At 72.8% G+C, this 21,137-nt stretch carries 7 protein-coding genes; 2 read left to right on the top strand and 5 right to left on the bottom strand.

The annotated features are described in order from the left end of the window. Positions 1 to 14: 14 nt before the first annotated feature. The 3 genes from MNY60_RS07045 to MNY60_RS07035 form a co-directional block, all read right to left on the bottom strand. The gene (locus MNY60_RS07045; protein WP_242360263.1) at positions 15 to 5,300 is read right to left on the bottom strand and encodes an Ig-like domain-containing protein; all 5,286 of its coding nucleotides are present in this window, start codon (positions 5,298 to 5,300) and stop codon (positions 15 to 17) included. Between the two features lie 17 nt (positions 5,301 to 5,317). Next, entirely contained in the window at positions 5,318 to 6,262 is a 945-nt protein-coding gene (locus MNY60_RS23695) for a peptidylprolyl isomerase (protein ID WP_308197116.1), read from the bottom strand. A gap of 686 nt (positions 6,263 to 6,948) precedes the next feature. Further along, positions 6,949 to 7,491 carry a hypothetical protein gene (locus MNY60_RS07035; protein WP_242360262.1) on the bottom strand — a complete coding sequence of 181 codons (543 nt, stop codon included), beginning with the start codon at positions 7,489 to 7,491 and terminating at the stop codon, positions 6,949 to 6,951. A gap of 539 nt (positions 7,492 to 8,030) precedes the next feature. On the opposite strand from MNY60_RS07035, the gene MNY60_RS07030 reads away from it, so the two are divergent. Together MNY60_RS07030 and MNY60_RS07025 are read left to right on the top strand one after the other, a co-directional pair. Next, positions 8,031 to 8,384, top strand: a complete 354-nt coding sequence (locus MNY60_RS07030) for a YciI family protein (RefSeq protein ID WP_242360261.1) — start codon at positions 8,031 to 8,033, stop codon at positions 8,382 to 8,384. Positions 8,385 to 8,388: 4 nt separating this feature from the next. After that, entirely contained in the window at positions 8,389 to 9,252 is an 864-nt protein-coding gene (locus MNY60_RS07025; RefSeq protein ID WP_242336838.1) for a sigma-70 family RNA polymerase sigma factor, read from the top strand. Between the two features lie 463 nt (positions 9,253 to 9,715). Here MNY60_RS07025 and MNY60_RS07020 read toward each other — a convergent pair whose 3' ends face one another. Both MNY60_RS07020 and MNY60_RS07015 read right to left on the bottom strand, forming a co-directional pair. After that, complete coding sequence (locus MNY60_RS07020) at positions 9,716 to 10,186, bottom strand: hypothetical protein (RefSeq protein WP_242336834.1); 471 nt, start codon at positions 10,184 to 10,186, stop codon at positions 9,716 to 9,718. Positions 10,187 to 10,195: 9 nt separating this feature from the next. Beyond that, on the bottom strand, positions 10,196 to 21,133 hold the full coding sequence (locus MNY60_RS07015) for a SpvB/TcaC N-terminal domain-containing protein (RefSeq protein WP_242360260.1): 10,938 nt from the start codon (positions 21,131 to 21,133) through the stop codon (positions 10,196 to 10,198). Between the last annotated feature and the right edge of the window lie 4 nt (positions 21,134 to 21,137).

Below are 21,137 nucleotides of genomic sequence, written 5' to 3'. Positions count from 1 at the left end.
GCGGCCCGCGGTCGTCAGGGGGCGAGCTCGAAGGCGAGGTCGTCGTGGTCCACGAAGGGCCCGACCGAGCAGACCTCCTGCGGCGCCGAGGCGTCGCGGTAGATGGCGCGCACCGCCTGGACGGTGCCCGGCTCGAGCACGAAGGTCGCCCCGAGCGACTGCGGCCCTGCGCTCGCCGGCACGAGGGCCGCCACGCGCGTCCAGGCCGGCCGCAGCGCGAGCGCGTCGGCGGTGTACCAGAGATCCACCGCGTCGGACGCCCAGGTGTCGGCGCCGAACACGTCCACCTCGACCTGGACCTCCTTCCCTGCGGCGAGCGGCGTCGCGTCGGGGACCCACAGGCGGATGGCGTCGACGGAGGGGTCCTGGTGGTACGCGCCGGCCGCGCCGTCGTCGCAGCTCCGGGCGAGCGTGCTCGGAGGATCGTCCTCCGGGCCGAGCCTCCCCCGACCGTCGAGGAGCGCCCCGCTGTCGCAGTAGAACCGCCGGTCGGCGCAGCGCGGCGCGCCGAGGGCCCGGTCGCGGGCGGCGTTGGGCGAGAACGGCACGGCGAAGACCACGTCGTCGTGATCGTCGTACAGGCCGGAGACGACGCGGCGCGTCCGCACGCCCCCCACCTCCGTCCACACCACCGTCGTTCCGCAGGCGCCGGGCTCGCCGCCGTAGCGGAAGCGCGCGCGGAGCGCCTGCAGGCCGGCGGGGGGCACGACGAGCGTCGTCGAGAGCACCTGCTCGCCGGCGCGCGCCGGCAGGAGCGTCGCGAGGAGCCGCCAGGCGGGCGCGCCGGCGCGAGTCGCGTGGTAGAGCTCGAGCGCGTCGCCGTCGAACGGGTGCGCGGCGAACACCGTCACGTCCACGCGCGCCCGGACCCCCGGCGCGAGCGCGCGCCCGTCCTCGGTCCGGAGCTCGATCCGCTCGATGGACTCGTCCACCCGGTAGGCGCCCGCGTCGCCGTCGGGGCAGGACGAGGCGATGGTGCTCGGCGCGTAGGGCTCGGGGCCGAGCGTGTCCCGCCCCGCGACGAGCGCGCCCGTGTCGCAGAAGCTCGTGGGCACGAGGCAGGCGGGGGCGGAGCGCGCCGGATCGAGCGCCGCGTTGGGCGCGCTGCTCACCGTCACGAAGACCGGGTTGCTCGTCGAGACGTTGCCGGAGGTGTCGTGGGCGACGGCGGTGAGCGCGTGGAGCCCGTCCGCGTGCAGGCTCGAGTCCCAGGCGAGCTCGTACGGCGCCAATGTGTCGCTCGCCACGACGGCGCCGTCCACCGCGAGCTCCACGTAGGCGACGCCGCGGTCGTCCGAGGCGGCGACGCGGACCGGCAGCTCGCCGTGCGCGACGGCGCCCGCGGGCGGCGTCGCGATGGAGGCGAGCGGCGGCGTCGCGTCCACCCCGGGCTCCGAGACCGCGAAGACGAGGTCGTCGCGGTCGTCGTAGACCGCGACCGTGGCGTCCGAGCAAGCGCTCGCGGACGACTGGGCGTAGCGAAGGACGGCGCGGACCGCCTGGAGCGGGCCGGTCGGCAGCGTGTAGGTCGCGGAGAGCGTCTGCAGCCCCGCCGCGGGCGGCGCGAGCGTGGCGATGGGCGTCCAGGCGGGATCGTTCACGTTCGCGGCGTAATAGAGGTCCACCCGGTCGAGCTCCGGCGAGACCACGAAGGCGCGCACGTCCACCTGCACCGGCTTGCCCGGCGCGAGGACGGCGCCGTCGAGCGTACGGACCGTGATTGCGTCCACCGACTCGTCCACGTGGTACTTCCCGGCGGCGCCGTCCGGGCAGCCGTCGAGGGTGTTCGGCGCGCCGCGCTCCGGCCGACCCTCGATCGTGGCGCGGCTCTCGACGAGCGTGCCCGAGAAGCAGGAGGAGGCCGGGAGCGCGCAGGCCGGCGCGCCGCGCGTGGCGTCGGGGTCCGCCGTGGTGCGGTTCCGGACCGTGACGCGCACCGTGCCGGTGACTGCCTCGTTGCCGGCCGCGTCGTAGGCGATGGCCGTGACGTCGAGGTCGGCGTTGTCGAACGCAGCGGTGTCCCACGAGAGCTGGTACGGCGCCTCGGCGACGCTCCCGAGCACCGCCGCGCCGAGGTAGAAGTCCACGCGCGCGACCCGCTGCGCGTCCGCCGCGCGCACCTCGAGCACGTACGTGCCGCTCACCGTGGCGGGCGCCGCGGGGGCGACGAGCTCCGCCGTCGGGGGCGTGCGGTCCACCCAGAAAGCGATCTCCCTGGACGCCGTGTTGCCGGCGCCGTCGAGCGCCGTCACGGAGAGCTTGTGCTCCCTCTCCTCGAGCGACGCGGTGTCGACGGTCGTGACGTAGGGGGGCGTCGCGTCGGTCGCGACGAGGGCGCCGTCCACGGACACCTCGGTGCGGGCGACGATCCCGTCGTCCGTCACCGTCGCGACGAGGTCGAACGGCGCGCGGAAGCTCGCGCCGTCCGCGGGCGCGGAGATCGCCACCGACGGCGCGGTCGCGTCGTTCACCTCCACCGAGACGGGCGCGCTCCGCGTCACGTTCCCCGCCGCGTCCTCGGCGACCACGACGAGCGCGTGCACTCCGTTCGCGAAGGTGCCGCTGTTCCAGACGAGCCTCATCGTCGAGGTGGGGTAGCTCTGGCCGTCCTCGGCCACCTTCACGCCGTCCACCTGGAGCTCGACCCGGCGGACGCGCCGATCGTCCGAGACGCTCGCCACGACCTCGAGCTGGCCGCTCACGACGACGCCGTCCTGCGGGGAAGTCACCGCGACCGAGGGCGGCTGGCGGTCCACGTACACCGGCACCGGCGCGCTCTCCGTCACGTGGCCGGCCGCGTCCCGCGCTCGCGCGACGAGCACCACGTCGCGCGAGAACGCGGCGGTGCTCCAGGTGGCGCGCCACGGCGCCGCGGTCGCGGAGCCGACGGCCGCCCCGTTCGCGAGGAAGGCGACCTCGGCGACGCCGCGGTCGTCGGTCGCGGCGGCCTCGAGCGTCACGACATCGCGCACCGACGCGTCCGCGGCCGGCGCGACGAGCTCGACCTGCGGCGGCTCTACGTCGCCGACCCGGAACGAGAGCGGCGCGCTGTCCTGCACGTTCCCGGCGCCGTCCACTGCGCGGGCGACGAGGGAGTGGACGCCGTCCGCCGCCCCGGACGCATCCCACGCGACCTCGTAGCGCGTCGTGCTGGAGAGCGGCGCGTCCGCGGAGCCCACGCGGGCTCCGTCCACCAGGAACTCGACGCTACCGACGACGCCGCGGTCGTCGGTGGCGGTCGCCGCGAGCGTCACGCGACCCCCCACGGTCGTGCCCGTGGTCGGCTCGACCACGGCCACCTCGGGCGGCGTGCGGTCCGCCTCGCCGTCGGCTACCTCGAACGCGAGGTCGTCGCGGTCGTCGTAGAGGCCGTCCGTGCAGGGCTGGGCCTCGTGCCCGCCGAAGCGCAGCGCGGCGCGGATGGCCTGGTGCGCGCCCGGCTCGAGCGTCGTGACGTACACGAGCTCCTGTGCGCCCGCCTTCGCGAGCGGGAGCGTCGCCAGGTGACGCCATGTCGGAGCGGCGGCGTCCGGCGCCGCGAACAGGTCGAGCGCATCCGCCGCGAAGTCCGCGTACGCGAAGACGCCGACGTGGATCTCCGCCGCCTTCCCCACCGCGAGCGCGCCGCCGTCCGGGGTGGAGATGCGGATCGCGTCGATGGACTCGTCGAGGTGGAAGGCGCCGCCCGCGCCGTCCACGCACATAGAGTGAATGGTGTTGGGCGCGTTCCGCTCCGGGCCGACCTGGCCGCGGCCGAGCACGACGGGCCCCGTGTCGCAGACCGGGCCCGGCGCGGCGCAGCGGGGCGCGCCGAGGGTCGCGTCGAAGATGGCGAAGCCGGGGTTCTCGACCACGACCTCCACCGGCGCGCTCGCCGCCACGTTTCCGGCCGCGTCGTAGGCGACGCTCGAGACGGTGTGCGGACCGTTCGCGACGCGGGCCGTGTCCCAGGGCGCCGTGTAGGGCGCCGCGTCCGCCGCCCCGACCCAGGCGCCGTCCACGAGGAGCTCCACCTTCGTCACTGCGACGTCGTCCGACGCGGTCGCCTCGAGCCTCACCATCCCGCCGAGCGTCGCGCCGGGAGCCGGGACGACGATGGCGGTGGTGGGGGCGGTCCGATCCGGCGGTCCCGGCGTCCGCACGCGCTCGGCGTCCAGCACGCGGTCGGGGGTCCCGGCGGCGAGATCTTCCACCCCGCCACTGCGCGAGGTGCCCACGAGCGCCGCGGCCACCTGGGCCGGGGTCGCGTCGGGACGGCGCTCGAGGATCAGCGCCGCGGCTCCCGCCACCCGCGCCGCGGCGCCCGAGGTGCCGCTCATCGCGTACGTCGACGCGGCGTCCAGGTTCCACGCCGAGGAGAGCTGCTCGCCCTCGGCGAGCAGGTCCACGCAAGGGCCGCCGTTCGAGAGCGCGAGCGAGGTCCAGGGCGTCGCCGCCCCGCCCGGCGCCGCGCCGACCGCGCCCACAGTGATCGCTCCACCGGCGCGCGCCGGGGATTCCTCGCACGCGTCGGCCCCCGCGTTGCCGGCGGCGGCGACGACGGGCAGGCCGACCTCGACGAGCCGGGCGACGGCGGCGTCGAGCGCGGGCGACGGCCCCGTGGCCGAAGCGACGAGCGCCACGGCGGGGCCGGCGCGGTTCCTCGCGACGAAGTCGAGGCCGGCGACGAGGGTCGAGACCTCGCCCGCCCCGTCGCACCCGAGGATCCTCACCGAACGAACGCGCGCCCCCGGCGCGACGCCGTACGGCGTCCCCGCGGCGAGGCCTGCCACCCAGGTGCCGTGTCCGCTGCAGTCCGCGCCGTCGCTGCCGGCTGGCCATTCGGCCGTCGCGCGACCGCCGAAGGCCACATGGTCGAGGCGCACGCCGGTGTCGAGGACGAACAGGTCCACGCCGGCGCCGGTCACGGGCGGCGTGGCCGTCGTGGCCAGCACGCTCGGCACCGGCCCGGGCGTCGCGACCGCGGCGGCCCGCACGCGGCCGTCCTCCTCGACGAAGCGCACCCGGGTCTCCAAAGCGAGGGCCTGCGCGTCGGAGGCGGACGCGCGGATGGCGAAGCCGTGGAGCGCCGCGCCGTAGACGTGGAGGACGCTCGCGTGATGCCGGCGCGCGAGGTCCGCGGCCGCGGCGGCGAGGTCCGCGGGGGCGACCGCGTCGTCGAGCACCACGAGGTACTGGCCGGAGACCGCGCTGCGCGCGCGGACGAGCTTGTCGGTGCGCCCGGCGGGCGCGTCCTGCCTCGCGCCGCGGCTGCACGCGGCCGCGAGGAGGACGAGGGCCAGGGTGATGGCGCGTCGCATGTTCTTCTCCGGGAGCTTCACGGAACCGAGAGCCGCTCGATGGCCTGGGTGTCGAGCGAGACGGCGGCGTCCTTCCAGATCCGCTCGAGGAACGCCGCGCGCGCGGCGGCGCGGCGCTCCGAGACGAGGCGGGCGCGGATCGCGTCGCGCACCTCCTCGAGCGCCGGGGCGTACCCGGCCTCGCGCCCGAGCAGCTTCACGACGTGGACCCCGCCCGCGGTCTCGACGACCCGCGGCAGGACCCCGGTGGGCGCCTCGTCGCCGAACGCGGCGGTCGCGACCTCGGCGCCGAGCCGCTGCGCGAGCTCCTCGCGCGTGAGGGGCGGCAGCTCCCCCGCAGTCCGCCTCGCTTCGGCGTCCTCGGACTCGGTCCGCACGAGGTCGCCGAAGAGGAACGGATCCTTGGAGCCCCGGAGGCGCCCGAGCGCGGCGTCCGCGCGGGCACGCTTCTCGCGGCGCCGGGCGGCGTCGCCGGCGGGCGCGAGCCAGGAGACGGCCGCGAGGCGCACGCGTTCGGGCCGGGCGAGCGACGCGCGGTGCTCGTCGTAGAACGCCCGCAGCTCGGCGTCGGTCGGCTCGGCGTCGCGCTGGGGCGCGTCGACCTCCTTCTCCAGGAGCGCGCGCGCGAGCTCCTCCTCGTAGCGGCGCAGGAACTCGGGATCGCGCTGCAGCCCGCGGCGCTCCGCCTCGCGCGCGAGGAGCTCGCGCCGGACGAGATCCTGGACGAGCGCCTTGCGCGCCTCCGGGGAGCGGAGCTGGGCGCGGAACGCCTCGGGGTGGCGCGCGAGGAGCGCCTCGACGTCGGCGCGCCCCACGGCGCCGCCGCGAAACGTGGCGACGGAGGGGCCCGCCGGCCGGGCCGCGTCGAGCAGCCCGGGGACGACGGAGCGGCGCCCGGCGACGTGACCGGCGGCGAACGCGGCGAGCGCGAGCGGGAGGGACAGGAGAAGAGCCTTCTTCACGAGAGCGCTCCGGGAGGCGGACGGCGGCGGTCGGGGCGGCGCGCCCGCGCGCGTAGCGCGGTCGTCACCGAGGGTGAGCGCACTGTAACGGAACGGATGCGTGAACGGTGAGTGCGCCTTCCCACCCGGCGTGACATGAGGTGAGCGGGTGGACGCGAGCTGCGCACACGCCCCGGCGCCGCCTCGACCCGGGTCCACTGCGAGTCCGGGTAGACGACCCGGACGGTTCGGCGGCGCGCGGCCTCGCGCCATGGGCTCGCGCGCCGCTGGCGAGCTCGACGACCACCGGCGGCTCGTCCATGAGCGTCGGCTCGGGTGGGGCACGCTCCCGGCGAGTTTCGCGATGAGTTCCTTTGTCCACAAATGATCCACAACGCCGCCGTACTGCGTAGCGCCGTGAAAATGCTGTGCGAGAGGTCCCGGGGGCACACGTGACCCGGGGGCGGGTCGACAATCCACGCGTCCGCAGGTCCGGCCGAACCCTTGTGCGTCACCTGCCGTCGAGGTGGGAGTATCGAGTCCGAGGTGTGTCGACGCCAGACCCTGGGCTGCGTCGCAGCCCGACCGAGCGAACGGCACCGCCGCCGCCCAGCGGACCACCCGCGCCCAGGATCTTCGGCCTGGAGCTGCCCGTCAACGGGCCTCCTGCAGGACCGAGTCACCGACGCGCGTCGCGCTGAGACCCGTCACGGTGCGCAGAAGGTCAGCCAGTCGTTGCACACGAGGGACGCGCTGTCGCACAACCCGCTCGCGCACTCGCGATGCGCGGTGCACGGCGTACCCGCCGCCTTCAGCGCGACGCACCGGGCAGTCGCGTAGTCGCAGTAGCCCTTCAGGCACTCGTCCGAGTCGGCACAGCTGCCTCCCGGCAGCTTGTCGGCCTCGCACCGGGCGGTCGTGCCGTCGCAGTACGTCCCGCGGGCACACCACGGCCAGCTCCACCGCGGATCGCAGGCCTCCCCGAGCCCTGCGTAGGGCACGCACCAGAGCGAGCTGTTCGTGGCCACCAGACAGGTGGTCCCCCTGGCGCACGCACTCAGCGTGTCGGTGCAGTCTCCGCCCGCGGCGAGCTTCTCTCTGCAGACCCCGGCATCGCAATAGAGCCCCACGTCGCACTCGGGCGAGGCCCCGTCGCATGGCGCGCCGGCCGCGCCCGGCGACTGCCGGACGCAGCTGTTCTTGAGCTCGTCGCACCAGAGGCCGGGGCCACATTGCTGCATGACCGACATGCAAGGTTCCCCCTCGGCGAGGTCCCTCGCGCACCACCCCGAACAGCTGGAGGTGAGATGACACGTGCCGCCCAGGCACTCCTCGTCGATGCGGCAGGAGCCGTTCGGCGCGACCGTCCCCGTGACGGCGGCGCGACAGGCGGGCTCGGCGAGTTCGGCGTGGTCCAGCCCGTCACACGGCGCAGCCTCGAGCGCGCGGAGGCATGCCTCACCCGCCTGCGGCGAATAGGCGACCCGCCCTGCCGCGACGAAGGGGTCGACTCACGAGCACAGCGCCGAAAACTCCGCCGCCGTCGCCTGCGCGTACGCGGCGGTCGCGAGGTCACAGGTCATTTCCTTTGCGAGCCGCAGCGCCAGTCCCGAGCGGCAGTACGCAGGCGTACATGGAGCGGATGTACGCACGGACCAAGGCACCGCAGCGCATCGCACGGGCGTTCGCGAGCCCTCCGCGGCCGAGGAGGCGGCGCGACGGTGCTCGTGGCGTCGACGCCGTCACATTCCTGCCTCGCCGTTCGTCATGTCGCCAAAGGAGACTGGAAATGAAATTTGTGCTGCTGATCTACCAGGGGACGACGCCGCTGCCCGGGTCGGAGCGCTGGAAGGCGCTGCCGGAGGCGGAGCAGAAGGAGATCTACGCGGACTACGCGGCGCTCAACGACACACCTGGGCTGACGCCGGGGCTGCCGCTGGGCCTGCCTGGCGCGGCCAGGACGGTGCAGGTGCGCGACGGCAAACCGCAAATCAAGAGCGGGACTCATCTCGGCGAAGGGATCGCCGGCTTCTTCGTGCTCGAGGCCGAGAGCGTGGAGGCGGCCGCCGCGCTCGCCACCCGGATCCCGGCCGCGCGGCTGGGCGGTGCGGTGGAAATCCGTCCGACCGAGAAGTATTGGTGAGCCGATGAGCGACTGGCTGGCGGAGCGATTCGAGGAGAGCCGCGCTCGTTTGCGGGCAGTGGCGCAGCGAATGCTCGGCTCGGCCAGCGAGGCCGACGACGCCGTGCAGGAGGCGTGGCTCAAGCTCAGCCGAGCCGACACGCGCGGCGTCGAGAACCTGAACGGTTGGCTGACCACGGTCGTCGCGCGCGTCTGTCTGGACATGCTGCGCGCGCGGCGACCGCGGCCCGAGGGTGCGCCGGAGCCGCCGGAGGCGGGCAGCGATCCGGAGCTCGAGTTTGGACTGGCGGACGCCATCGGTCCTGCGTTGCTCGTCGTCTTCGATACGCTCGCGCCTGACGAGCGCGTCGCTTTCGTGCTGCACGACATGTTCGATCTGTCGTTCGAGGAGATCGCGCCAATTGTCGATCGCACGCCTGCGGCCGCGCGTCAGCTCGCGAGCCGCGCGCGCCGGCGCGTCCGCGGCGCCGAGGCCCCCTCGGCAGCTCCCAACCGCGCTCTCGTCAGCGCATTCCTCGCCGCATCGCGCGACGGCGACTTCGAAGGGCTGCTCGCCGTGCTCTCGCCCGACGCCGTGCTGCGCGCCGACGAGCTGGCGGTGCGCACCGCAGCGGCGAGGGAGAAGCACGGCGCGCCTCGCCTCGCTCCCGAGGTTCGTGGTTCGGCTGAGATCGCCCAGGCGTTCAAGGGCCGTTCCCGCGGCGCTTCGCCCGCGCTCATCGACGGCGAGCCGGGCGCCGTCTGGGCGGTTGACGACAAGGTGCGCGCGGCGTTCGTCTTCACAATCGCGCATGGCAAGATCACGGCGATCGACCTGGTCATGGATCCCGCGCGCCTCGCCGGGCTCGACTTCGAGATCGGCGACTGATCCTGCCGACATGCAAGGTGCTGCGCCGTGTTCGACCAACCCTGCGTGAATCCGGTGGACGCTGCAGGATTCGCGGCCCCTGCCGTGTGATCCGGCGCAAGGCAGTAGGCGAGTCCGCCGGGTCCCGGCACTCGCGCAGGTGTTGCCGTTCGCGTCGTAGGCGAACGAGGTGTCTCTGCTCCGCGGAGCCTACTGCGGGCCTTTCACGCCCTACCCGTACTCGAGCGCGTGGGTCGCGTGCGGCGGGTACTCGCCCCCCCGTCGGCCGTGCAAGACGTAATGGTCCTGCACGTTCGACGTCATGTCGTGGATGTCCGAGTACTTGAACACCGACGTGAACCGTCCAGCGTCGACGGCCGCGGCTTCGCCTCTCCGCGCGCGTACGAGAGCCGGTACAGATCGTCGTACCGGTACGTGAACTCAACGTCCACGCCTGCGAGGGCATCACCGTCGGCACGCGGCGTCAGGGGACTCCGGACGCGGCCCACGGTGCCAATGCCGCGAGCTCGTCCACCAGCAGTACGTTCGGCGCACGCGCCTTGATCTCGATTGCGAAGCGCCGCAAGAAGCGCTCTACCCCTTCGATGTATCCGCGGATCGATACTTCGACCGCTGAGTACGGCGGCACGCGCATCTTCACGTGCTCGCCTATGCGCTCCAACTGAAGGTCGAGCCCGCCGTCTGTCTCGGATACGAACGCCTTTCGCTCAGACGCCGGAAACCCGCTCTCTGCGGCGTTCAAGAACTGCAGCGCCAGATCCGCGACTGACACGTAGAACGGTGCCGGCCACGGAGATCGCCCGGCAAGCTGGAGCTCGACAGTTCCCTTGAGGTAATTGAATGCCGCCTCGCCCTCCAGGCCGGGACCTCCTGACGCGACGGTGAGCCACTCGTCGTCCGGGATCACATACTCCACCTCGAGCTCTTCGTGCATGGAACACCTTTACAGGAACGGGAAGGCCGTTACGACCTGGCCGTTCGGTTCTAGGACAACCCGCAGCTTGTTTGTCGCCTGTCCACTCTTGTCGATACCGATCATTGCATCGAAGGCATGCTCTACGACGAGCCTGCCGCCGGATTCGTACATCGTCTTACTATCAGACCTCACCGCGGTCTCGACGAGCTGGAGGAAGTCCGTTCCTTCGTAGAACACGCTCTTCACTGCGCTCCTGCCTGCGTTCGGGAAGTGCCCGACCAAGACCTTGATCACCTCATCGTCTCGGATGTGCGCTCGCGCCAGAATTTCCGCTGCATGCTCGACTAGTGTTCCTTTAGCGAACTTCAGGACCCCGGCGATAGGAACTATCCCGACGCCTGCGAGGAAACGGTCCCATAATGAGGCTTTGCCTCCGGTTGCCTGCTCGCCGGAGAGCACCACGTTCGCTGCGATTGCAGGGTGCAGCTGGACGAGCGCCTCCGCGAACGGCTTCATCTTCGCGAAAGTCTCTCTTGTCTTGGTGTCAGCGACTCGGTGCTGACTGAAGTAGTAGTCCAGCTCCTCCTGCGTAACTTCCTGACGGCCCGAGGGGTCAACGAACCGGAGTGGGCTCCATCTTGCGTATTGATATGGGTCGAGAGCACTGGGAACGAGGTCGGTCAATCGATCGGCTGGGTCCGGCGTCTTCCAGCGCGCCAGCGACGGGTCCCAGTACCTCGCCCCGAAGTAGTAGAGCCCCGTCTCCTCGTCGAGCTCCTTCCCCGTGAACAGGAACCGCTGCCCCTTCACCGGCGAGGCGCCCACGTCGCTGCGCGGATCCCTCCACACCGCGCCGTACGGGAAGTACTCCACGTGCTCGTGCACCCGGCCGTTCTGATCCGTCACCCAGCTCGTCGAGCCGAGGTGATCCGGGTGGTAGTAGTACGTCTCCGGCCGCACCTTCGCGTCGGCATAGTAGTCGTTCAGCACCGGCTCGCCGCCGGGCAAGACCCCGCACTTCTGCGGCTGGTAGTTCGACGGGTTGCAGCCGTTGTCGACGTCGCCCACCGTCGAGACCACCGTGCCGGTCGAGTCCACCGGCCCGCGCGGCACGTCGTCCCAGCCCGGTGGCGGCAGCAGCTTCGAGGCGATGCGCGCCGTCCCTGCGAACACGTGCTTCGTCGCCGCGCGCCGGCCCTTCAGCGCCCAGAACTGCCCGATGGTGATCGACTCTCCCCCTCGCCCCAGCTTCGCCACCCGCTGCCCGTCCGCGTCGTAGAAGAACTTCGTCGCGTTCCTCCCGCCGCCGTCGATCACCGTGTCGAGCCGGTTCTCCTCCGTCCACTCGTAGCGCCGCAAATGCGCCGGGCGCTGCGTGCACGTCGAGTCCGCCGGGTCCCGGCACTCGCGCAGCGTGTTCCCGTTCGCGTCGTAGACGAACGAGGCGTCCCCGATCCGCGTCGCCTGGTGCGGGCCCTTCCCGCCGTACCCGTACTCGAGCGCGTGGTTCGTGTGCGGCGGGTACTCGCCCCCGCCCGTCGGCCCGTGCAAGACGTGATGCTCCTGCACGTTCGACGTCATGTTGTGGATGTCCGAGTACTTGAACACCGACGTGAACGTGTCCAGCGTCGACGGCCGCGACTTCGCCTCTCCGTGCGTGTACGTGAGCCGGTGCAGGTCGTCGTACCGGTACGTGAACTCCACGTCCCCCGCGTGCGAGGGCACCGCCTCGCCCAGCGCGTTCTTCACGCCCAGCACGTTGCCGACGAGGTCGTACGAGTAGAACAGGTTCTGCAAGAGCCGCTCGCCCGGCTTGCGCGTGTACAGAGTCGCGAGCCGCCGCGTGTCCGGCTCGTACCCGTACTTCGTGACGACGCCGTTCCCGACCCGCTGGTACACCCGCTGGCCGAAGTGGTCGTACAGCAGCGCCTGCAGATATGTCTCGTACTCCGCCGGCGCGTGCGCCGTCGCAGGCCGGTCCCCCCGCGCGCTCTTCAAGAGCCCGCCGCGGTCGTACCCGTACGTCAACACCTCGCCGTCCGGGTACACCATCGACAGCATCCGCCCGAACACGTCGAGCTGGAATGTCGTCGTGTACGTCCGGCGCCGGTCCCCGGGCCGCAGCGGATCCACCGTCCGCGTCGAGCGCGCCAGGTTCCCGAGCCCGTCGTAGCCCCGCGTCTCCTCCCCGAGCTCGTCCTCCACCTTCGTGATCCGCGCCGCGCCGTTCTCGGGCGCGCCCGGCGGGCCGTAGGTGTACGTCACGTTCCGGCGCGAGGTCGGGTACCGGATCTCCTTCAGCCGCTCGAAGTCGTAGACGTAGCGGATCTCCTTCCCCTCCGCGCGGAGGTTCGCGTCCTCGCGGCGGATGAGGTTGCCCGCCGCGTCGTACCCGTACACCGTGCGGCCTGCGTCGGGGTTGTCGAGCTCGGTGCGCCGGCCGAGGAGGTCGTACTTCACGTGCGTCACGTTGCCGGCGGCGTCCGTCACGTGCTCGAGCTGGCCGAGCGGGTCGTACGCGTAGCGCGTCGTCGGCGTTCGCCCCTCCACGTGCTCCTCGACCGCGACCGTCTTCTCGGTCGCGTCGCGGTACACGGCGCGCGTCTTGCCGAGCGCGTCCGTGGCCGTCGTCTGGTGGCGGAGGATGGGATCGCCGGCCGCCCTCCCGAACGCGAAGGCGATGCGCGTGATGGCGCCGTTCGGCTCGACGGTCTGGATCGTGCGGCCGAGCGCGTCGTAGGCGAAGCGCGTCGGACGCTCGAGCGGCCGCGGCGCGTAGCCCGGGGTCATGCTGGGGTCGAAGAACGGCTGCCCCTGCTCGGCCACGCGCCCCATCGCGTCGAACACCTGGCCGCCCGTCACGGACCACCCGACGCGCGTCGCCTCGTCGCTGCCCGCCCAGACCTCGGCCGTCTTCTTCGTCTGGATGACGCGCCCGAGGCCGTCGGCGACGACCACCGTGTCGAGCGTGCCGCCCTGGGGTAGCGCGTTCCGCGTGAACGCCCACGCCGCCGGCTTCGCCGTGTGGTCGTAGCTGATGTCGATCGTCGGGGCGTCGAGCGTGAAGCCCGGCGCGGCAACCTTCGTGAGCCGCCCGAAGCCGTCGAACGCGCGCGCGGTCACCTGGCCGTTCACGTCCCGGGTCCAGGTGCTCTCGTCGGGGGCGACGGGGTCCTCGTAGCGCGCCTCCGAGACGTAGCCGTGCACGTCGCTCGTGTGGGCCACGTGGACGCCGTTGCGCCCCTCGTACTGGTACTCCACCCAGTACGCGTCGCCCACGTGGTTCTCGGGCGAGGTGACCCTCTCGACGTTCCCGGCCCACGGCGAGCCCTCTCGGAACCAGGAGAGCGCCGCCACCGCCTCGGCCGTGCCCTCGATCCGGGAGTGCAGCTCGGTGAGGTTGCAGGACGCGTCGTAGACTCCGCGGCGGTAGCGCAGCACGCCCCCCGCCCGGTTCTTCACGGTGATCTCGGTAGGCGCGCCGGTGCAGTGGATGGCCGCCGCCTGCGTAGGCCCGTAGAGCACCGTGGCGAAGACATCGTCGGCGGGATCGGCCACGTCGCCCTCGTCGTGGAACGAGGACACGTTCCCCGCACCGTCGTAACCGAAGACCTGCCGCGAGATCACTCCGGCCGTGGCCTCCCCCTCGAAGAGCCGCTTCTCCGTGGCGGTGAGCTTCATGAAGGTCGCCGCGCAGTACTCGTCCTGCGGGTACCTCAGGTTCATCGGCGTGCGGTCGAGGCACTCGCCCACCGGCGTGCCGACGAGCTCCGGCTCGTACTGGTTCAGGCTCTCGACGAGCGTCGCGCCCTGCGCGTCGAGCACGACCTCGCGCTCGAGGAGCCCCTTCGAGCGGAAGTCGTCCACGAGGAAGCGCTGCACGAGCCTCGACGCGTCGGGGTTCGTCCGGGTCACCGTCGCGAACCCGAGGAACTCGCGCTCGTTCCGGTCGTGGCGGCCGCCGTCGTACGCGTAGGCGGTCACGAGGTCGTGCCCGGTGCCCTTTGCGACGCCGTCGTGCACCGTCACCTTGGCGAGCACGTACCGGTTCTCGGGCATCTCCACCGTGTTCCCGGACCGCTCGTACTCGAGCTCGAACGTCCCGTGCAGCGGGCGGGTCACGCGCTTCAGGAGGTTTCCGCCGGCGAGCTGGTTCACGCGGGCGAGGACGGGCGCCTGGCCATCGCGCTTCAGCACGTGGTCGGCGAAGCCGTCGCCGTCGATGTCCTGCATCCCCAGCTCGAAGCCCGTGGAGCGGCCGAGCGTGGCGTTCCCGCCGGCGGAGATCTGCATCCACGGCGTGGGGGATGGCGGGGCGAGCGGGAAGGAGATCGTGAAGACGAAGCCCGTCGTCGGCAGCTCGGTGTGCGTACCCGTCGCCTCGACGGGGTCGATTCCGCCCCAGGACGACTTCCAGAAGCCCGCGAGCAGCGACTCGACTCCCCCGAGGCTCGAGAAGCCGGTCTGGAAGGTGGGCTTCGCCTCGGATGGCCAGGACGGCGCCGTCCAGTGCTCGGGCCGCGCGAACCCGTAGCCCTCGTTCACGCTCACGAGGAAGTCGGCGGACCCGTTGCCCTTCGCGACGTAGTCCGGCAGCCCATCGCCGGTCACGTCCACGAGCGTCACGTTCGTCGCGGACAGGCTCGACTCGGAGGACACGGAAGCGCCGTACGACTCGGTCGAGTCGATCTTGCCGCCCAGGCTGCCCATGAGGGTAACGGTCGAGACCTGCCGGAGCGCCGACGGGTTCCGCGAGTGCGCGAGCATGCCGCCCGCGACTGCGATGGTCTTGTCCGTGTCCTCGTCGCCGTCGGGGTTCTCCGCGCCGCTCGGATCGAGGCTGCCCGCGAGGCCGGGGAGCACGTCCTGGTCCCATGCCTGGGTGGAGATGCAGTCCTCGCCACGCGCGAAGGAGGTCCCGAGGTTGAGGCGCACGGAGAACCCGGGACAGCCGTCGGTCCTCCTCACCGCGTCGGGGAGGCCGTCACCGTTCACGTCGACGAGGTCCTCGACCGTCGTCGAGACGTTCACGCCCACGCCGAGCCCGCCGGTGAAGCTGCGATCCGGCAGGCGCCCCGCCACCGCCTGGACCCGGTTCTTCGACGAGAGGAGCTTCACCGCCTCCGCGAGGCCGAGCCCGGCCTGGCCAGAGACGTCCACGTTCAGCCGGGGCTGGATCGGGATGGTCACCTGGCCGCCCGGCGTGTAGGAGCACGCGTTCGTGAGGCGGGCGGGGATCTTCTTCTCGACTCCGAGGAACGTGGCGAGCTTGCCCGAGTCGAGGTCGGACACGTCCGGCGTGCTGCTCGAGAGGATGACGTCGGGGATCCGATCGCCGTTCAGGTCGACGAGATCCTCCTGCTGGTGCGACATGCCTGCGCCGATCGACAGGCTGAACGGGCCGGCGGTCACGCCGCCGGTCACCGAGGTCGACACGCTCGTGCGGCCGACGTCGCCGATCCCGAAGCTCGAGTCCACGACGGCCGCCCCGGCCGCCGGCGTCACCGCCCCGCCTCGGCGGGCGGCGTGCAGTCCGCCCGCGATCGCGTAGGCGTTCGCGTCCGCCGAGATCCACGCAGGCACGCCTGGCAAGAGCCCCGCGTCGAGCCCGCGCCGGGTCCCATCCGCGCTCGGGACGAGGAGCGCCATGAGGCGACCCCGCTGCCGCTCCGCGCTCGCTGGGTTCTTCAGCCGGCTTCGCAGCATCAACTTGTAGTATTGCTTCCGCTGCTCATCCGTGAGCCCACCGGGCGGCTCCGGGGGCTCCGGGTACTCCTCCTTTGGCGCGCTCCGGAACACCCACGGCTGGAACGTCTCGTCCCCGCGGCCCTGCCACACGCCGTACCGCCAGCCGTGGAACCCGCCACCGAGCAGCGGCCTGTTTCCGTCGGACAGCTCGGCCTCCTCGCCGCAGGAGGTCATCACCGCGCCCGGCAGCTCTCCCGGCTCGAGCTCCACGGGCTCACTCGCGCCGTCCGGGCGGAACTTCAGCTCCTCGACGCGGTAGTGGCCGCCGTAAACGAGCTCGCCGTGCGCCTCGATGAACACCGGGACGCCCTTCTTGACGCTGAACGACACGCTCTTCCGGAGCGTGTTCACCACGTCGCCCCTGTCGTCGCGGGCCGGCAGGGTCCAGCTCCCGTACGAAGCCTGGGGGCTGCGGACCGAGAACGTCACCGGGCTCCTGAGGAGCTTCGCGAGGTGCTCGAGCGCCTTGGCGGGGTCCCAGGAGGTTCGATAGTCGACCTTCCCCGACACCGTCACGGTCACGGTCCCGTTCGCCCAAGGCACGAACGGCCTCGCGAGGCGCGCGTCGGGAAGGTAGCGCTCGGTGTCCGTCACCTGGACGGGCACGTGCACGGGGACGTTCGGCGTGGCGCGGAACGTGAGCGCGGGCCGTTCCTCTTCGGTCGGCGATCGACAGGTGCCGCCCTCGCGGACGCACGTGAGCTCCCCGTCGATCCTCCAGACGACGGCGCCCGGATCGATGGGCAGACGGCTCCGGATCCAGAACACGAGCGTGCCGCCCGACTCCACATCGCGCTCGAGGGTCGTGTCGCGCGTGGACTCGTCCGCCGACGCGAGCGGGAGGTAGATCGGCGTTCCCTCCGGATCGCCGGCGCGGCAGGGCGGGAGCGCGGACAGATCCGCACCGGGCGCGAGGTACTGCGCGCACGCGACGACGTCGTCGCCGGCCGGCCACTTGTCGAGGCGACCGTGGATGCGGATGCGGCCGTCCCTCGGGACCGTCACGGCGCTGAAGTGGCCGCCAGCGAGCCGGAAATCGGCGGCGGAGTCGTACTGGTACACGGGCGTGCCGGTCGCGTCGACGCGCTCGCGCTCGTACTCGTCCACGAACGCGGCGGCGTTGCCGAGCCCCGACTGGAAGTAGCTGACGACCGGCGCGAACCCGACCTGCTCCGGCGCGTAACGGCTGCCGTCGGCGCGCGTGCCGAGCGGGAAGTCCGAGAGCGTGGAGAGGACGAAGTAGAGGAGCTCCCCGCGGCGGACGTACGCACGGCGCGCGAGCGGCGTCGCCGCCTCCCCGTCGGCGGGGTACTTCACGAGCTCCGCGAGCTGGAACATGAGCGGCGGCGCGCCGGGCGGAGGCGCCGCGCCGGTCGGCGGAGCCTGGAACACCCGGAGCCGCACGCCGTCGTGCCGGCCGGCGACGAGCACCTCGTTCGCGAAGCGCAGCGCCCCCGTCACGTCGACCGCGCCGTCGAACGGCGCCGTCCACTCGAGGACCACGTCCTCGGGCGCGACTGCCGCCTTGCGCGCGTCGCTCGCTGCGGCGGGCGCACCGGCCGCGGGGTCCGTCGCCGAGAGGGGGATCGCGAGGTGCGGGTTCTGCAGCACCGGCGCAGGGACTGCCTGATCGAAGCAGGCGCCGCCGCGGCAGCCGGGCTGGCCGAACCAGACCTGCCCGCGCGACAGGAGGTCTGGCACGCCGTCGCCGTTCGCGTCGAGCACGAGCTCCTTCGACTCGGTCGTCGAGTACGTCCCCCCGAACGTCGCCGCGAACGCGTCGAACCCCATGACCTGGACCGCGCCGCTGAAGGCCTGGCTCGTCTCCTTCCCGAGCCGGGCCCCCGGGACGACGAAGGCCGTCCCCTTCACCGGCACGGTCGGATCGTCCCGCCCCACCGTGAGCTCCGGGACCGCCGGCCGGTTGAGCCAGGCGCCGCCCCTTCGGAACAAGCGGTCCGGCAGCCCGTCGCCGTTCGCATCCAGGAAGGTCGCGTCGGTCCTCGACTCGCGACGGTTCACGTCGAGGGCGAACCCGACGGTTCCGGTGGGCTTCGTCGCGCCGATGCTGACGCCCACGAACCCGTGCCCGCCGAAGCCGGTGTCCCGCGACGCCGTCATCGCGGCGGGGTCCTCGCCGTCGGGCTCCCGCCAGGCGACATGGGGCGCGAACGCCGAGACCTTCCCTCCCCGGTCGTGGGCGACCTTGCTCGTGTACTCGAAGCGGTGCTCGTAGAAGTCCCGGCCCCCGCCGTCGCGCACCTTCACCTTCGAGAGCCGCTGCTTCCCGAAGTCGCCGTCCTCGTACTCGAGCGCGTAGTCGCGGACGACCTTGCCCTCGGAGAGAACGCGCACGCCGCCGAGGAGCTTGCGAGTCACGACCTTGAAGCCGAGCCGGCCCGAGGTGACGACGTCCGGCCGATCGTCCTCGGCGTGCGCGAGCACCACGCGGTACGGCGCCCCCTCGCTCGACGTCGCGTCTCCGCGGCGCCCACGCTCGGTGTAGACGATCTCCGCCAGGTACACCTGGCGGAAGTCCTCGCGGTGCAGCTCCGAGCGGCCGTCGCCCTGATCGTGCTGGTAGGCGAAGCGCGTGGTGTTCCCGTTCGCGTCGACGACCCGCTCGAGGAACCACTGGCCGACGTCGTACGTGGCCGTCCGGCTCGGGGCGGAGGTGACGCGCGGGATGTAGCTCGTGAGGCGCGCGTTCGGGTCCTTGCCGTAGACGAGCAGCGTCCCGCCCTTGTCCGTCACCTCGAACCAGTGGGTGGTGGTGTTCGTGCCGCAGCGTACGACGTGGCGGAACTCGCGCTCGACGCGCGCCCGGTACCTGCGCCCGGCGCTCCCGTCGAGGCAGGTGGCCGGCTCCGAGGCGGGCACGAGCTGCGCGCCGTCGAGCACGTAGCGCTCCTCGCCGTCGTACACGGGCACTCCGTAGCGGGTGTCGATCGAGACGCTCGACGTGGGCAGGTCCCAGCCGACGCCGACCCAGCCGCCGCCGCCGCTCGAGTCGTAGACGAGCCCGAGCGACGGCTGGTAGGCGCCGCGCGCCCTCGGCAGCCGGAACGGGAACGACACGCTCGCGGTGCCCTGGCTGTTCCCGCTCGGCGGCTCGACGAGATCGATGCCGGAGGTGGGGTCCGCGGCCTTGAGGTCCTTGATGGACGTGGGATCGAACGACACCGGCCCCGGGTGCTCGGGCATGACCAGCACCGCGTTCACCATGAAGGTGAAGTGGGTGGTCTCGCTGACGATGCGCCGGACGTCCCGGCGGACCTCGGCCCGCGGCAGCGTGAGCCAGCGCCGCTCCGCGTCGTCGTAGTAGTAGGTCTGGATCTCCGCCGGCGTCATGCCCTCGGGCAGGAGCTCGGGGTCGTACGGAAGGTGAATGCGGACCGGCTTCGCGAAGCGCTGGCCCTTCGGCAGGAAGCGGTAAGCGGAGTGCGCCGGGGCGCTGACGTTCACCATGCCGGCGTCGAGCGGCGGCATGACCTCCGGACCCTTGCGCGTGATCCCGATCCGCGTCGCCGCTCCGACCGCCCCCTCGGGCGCCTCGAGCAGCACCTCCGACCCGAGCGCCACGCTCCCGCCCTTCGGGCCGAGCAGCCCCCAAGCCGTGGCGTTCTCCGCGCCGAAGCGCGCGTCCTCTCCCGTGGTCGCGCCCCCGGCGTCGGGCTCCAGCTCCGCCGCCCGGTCGTCATCGAGGTACACGATCTTCACGGCCTCGGCGCCGTCCGGGAAGCGCGCGCGGAGCTCCACGGCCCAGCTCCCGGTCGCGCCCGTCGCTCGCTCCAGCGGGACCGCGAACGCGCCATGGGTGCCGACCGGGACGCCGTCCACCTCGATCGTTCCCCGCCCCGCCGGCGACTCCGCCCAGCCCGCGACGTACGCGCGGTTCCCGAACCGCTCGCCCACGAGCGCGCCGCCCCGCAGCTCGAGCCCGGGCGAGCTCACGATGAGGTGCCGCCCGCCCACGCGCGGGCCCACGCCGCTGCCGCCGAGCGACAGCTCCGCGACGCTCGCCGCGGGCACGCCGGGGCGCGCGGCGGGCTGGAACGTGAGCGCCACGGCCGCCGCCACCCGCCCGGCGAGCGGCAGCGGCGTCGTGCCGCGCTCGAGCTCCACGCCGCCCTGCTCGCTCCAGGCCCGCCCGTCGAACGTGCCGAGCGCGTGGAGGCGCACCGGCTCGGACTGGATCCGGATCGAGCCCTCCTCCACCGCGAGGGCCCGGTCCAGCCCGAGCTCGGTCCGCTCGCCCGCGAAGCCGGCGGAGGTGTCGGGGTCGCCGTCGAGCGCGGCCCGGTGCGCCCGCTCGGCGTCCCGGTCGAACCCGTTCGCGCCCGAGTCGAGGAGGAGCAGGAGCCGCAGCCCGTGGATCGTGACCTCGGCGGTCGCCTCCTGCGGAAGGCACAGGAGGACCGTGTCCTTGCCGGTGAGGGTCTCCGGATCGAGCTCGTCGACCTGCGTGGCCACCCGGCGCGTCGCCGGGAGGGCGAACCCGCCCGCGGGCGCGCCGCCGTTCACGCTGCGCGAGAGCTCGAAGGGACGGCGGAGGTTCGCGTCGTAGACGAGGTAGGCGCGCCGCGCGCTCCGCACGAGGACGCCTGCGTCGAGCACCGCGCGGACGCAGCCCGTGTCGCCGCCGCCGGGTCGCAGCATCGCCGCCACGGGCTCGGCCAGGATCGCCGCCGCGTCGTCGGCGCCTCGCGGCGAAGCTCCGTCGCCCATCGGCCCCGAGGGCGCCGCGCCACGCGGCTCGACCGTATGCGCGAGCGCGAGCGGGTCCTGCCGCTCGCTCCGCCTGCCGGCGCCCCAGAGCTCGATCTCCGAGAGGCGCGCGCCCGGACCGGTGGGCTCGAGCTCGAGCGTCACCGTCTGGACGGGCGCGGAGAGCTCGGCGGCCTGCCACCCACCCTCCGCGGCGGGCTCGAGGGCGCCGAGGTGCGCCGCGCGGATCGCGAGCGCCTGGGCGCCGTGAACCTTCAGCGCCCGGAGCTCGGTCGGGCGCGCGAGGCGCAGCGTGAGCCGGGTGCGGCGCTCGATGGAGACGCCGGTGGTGGTGTCCCGGTCGACGAGCGCGCCAGCATCCACGCCGGCGTCGGTGAACGCCTCGATGGGCGAGAGCCGCACCGAGCCGCCGCGCGGCGCCTCCTTGCAGGCGAGGGCGGCGAGCGAGGCGGAGAGGACGAGCGGGAGGGTGCGCGGGCGACGAAGCATGATC

Origin of the sequence: Anaeromyxobacter sp. SG17, assembly GCF_022690695.1 — a bacterium.
Taxonomy (GTDB): Bacteria; Myxococcota; Myxococcia; order Myxococcales; family Anaeromyxobacteraceae; genus Anaeromyxobacter; species Anaeromyxobacter soli.
The sequence above is the reverse complement of the archived record's forward strand: the minus strand, read 5'-3'. Positions and strand labels throughout refer to the sequence as shown.